Source organism: Mesorhizobium sp. M7A.F.Ca.US.002.01.1.1 (assembly GCF_004022955.1).
GTDB lineage: Bacteria > Pseudomonadota > Alphaproteobacteria > Rhizobiales > Rhizobiaceae > Mesorhizobium > Mesorhizobium ciceri.
Window position 1 is genome coordinate 1 of record NZ_RZQE01000856.1, and the last position, 1,377, is coordinate 1,377.

1 protein-coding gene is annotated in these 1,377 nt (G+C 63.1%); it reads right to left on the reverse strand.

Annotated elements, in window-relative coordinates:
- Positions 1-163: 163 nt before the first annotated feature.
- The coding region (gene gorA, locus EN932_RS36165) for a glutathione-disulfide reductase (RefSeq protein ID WP_128369527.1) at positions 164-1,377 on the reverse strand (1,214 nt) is incomplete at its 5' end.

Genomic DNA, 1,377 nt, shown 5'->3' on the forward strand with positions numbered 1-1,377 from the left:
GGCCAGCGCATCGGCGCCGTTCGTTGCCACGCTGGTCGATGTCACCGGGCTGGTGATCTATTTCTCGGTGGCGCTGGTGATCCTGCGCGGCACGCTTCTGTAGCAACCATCTCCGCCGTGGCATGACCTTGCCGCGGCGGAGTTCCTCAACCAGGATTTGCCGTCAATCGACCCGCTCGCCGTCCTTCACGCGATAGGTCGGCTTGTACATGGTGACCAGTTCTTCCGCCGCTGTCGGATGCACGGCCATCGTACGGTCGAAATCGTCCTTGGTCAGGCCGGCCTTCAGCGGGATGCCGAGCAGCTGCGCCATCTCGCCGGCGTCCGGCCCCAATATGTGGGCGCCAAGCACTTTCTTCGACGCGCCATCGACCACCAGCTTTATCAGCATCTTCTCGTCGCGCCCGGACAGGGTGTGCCGCATCGGCCGGAATGTGGCGCGGTAGATCTCGATGTCGGAAAAGCGTTTGATGGCATCGTCCTCAGACAGGCCGACCGTGCCGATCTCCGGCTGTGAGAAGACGGCGGTCGCGATCGTCTCGTGATCGGGCGCGGTCGGATTTCCCTTGAAGGCGGTTTCGATGAAGCACATCGCCTCATGGATCGCCACCGGCGTCAGCTGCACGCGGTTGGTGACGTCGCCGATTGCCCAGATGTTGTCGACATTGGTGCGGGAATATTGGTCGACGGCGATGGCGCCGGTCTTGGTCATCTCCAGTCCGATGCCTTCCAGGCCCATATTCTCGGTGTTGGGAATGCGGCCGATGGCCAGCATCACCTGGTCGACGGTCAGCACCTCGCCACCGCTGACCAGCGCATCGAGCCGGCCGTCCGGCCGCTTGCGGATCCATTCGGACACGGAATGGCAGAGGATCCTTATCCCCTTCTTTTCCATCGTTTCGTGCAGCATGCGCCGCAGGTCCATGTCGAACCGGCTGAGGATCTCCTTGCCGCGATAGACCAGCGTGGTGTCGACGCCGAGACCGTGAAAAATGTTGGCGAACTCGACGGCGATGTAACCGCCGCCCTCGATCATGATCGCCCTGGGCAATTCCTTGAGGTCGAAAGCCTCGTTGGAAAAGATGCAATGTTCGTGGCCGGGCAGCGCCGGATGCGCCGCCGGGCGGCCGCCGGTGGCAATCAGAATCTGGTCTGCTGTGACGGTGCGATCCTCACCCAGGAGATGCACGACATGCGGATCGACGATCATGGCGCGCGAGTGGAAGGTCTCGCCGCCGGCGCCCTCGACGTTCCTGACGTAGATCGCCTCCAGCCGGCTGATCTCGCGATCCTTGTTGGCGACCAGCGTCTGCCAGTCGAAACTGGCTTCCGGCACCGTCCAGCCATAGCCGGCGGCGTCGGCGAAGTGCTCGGGAA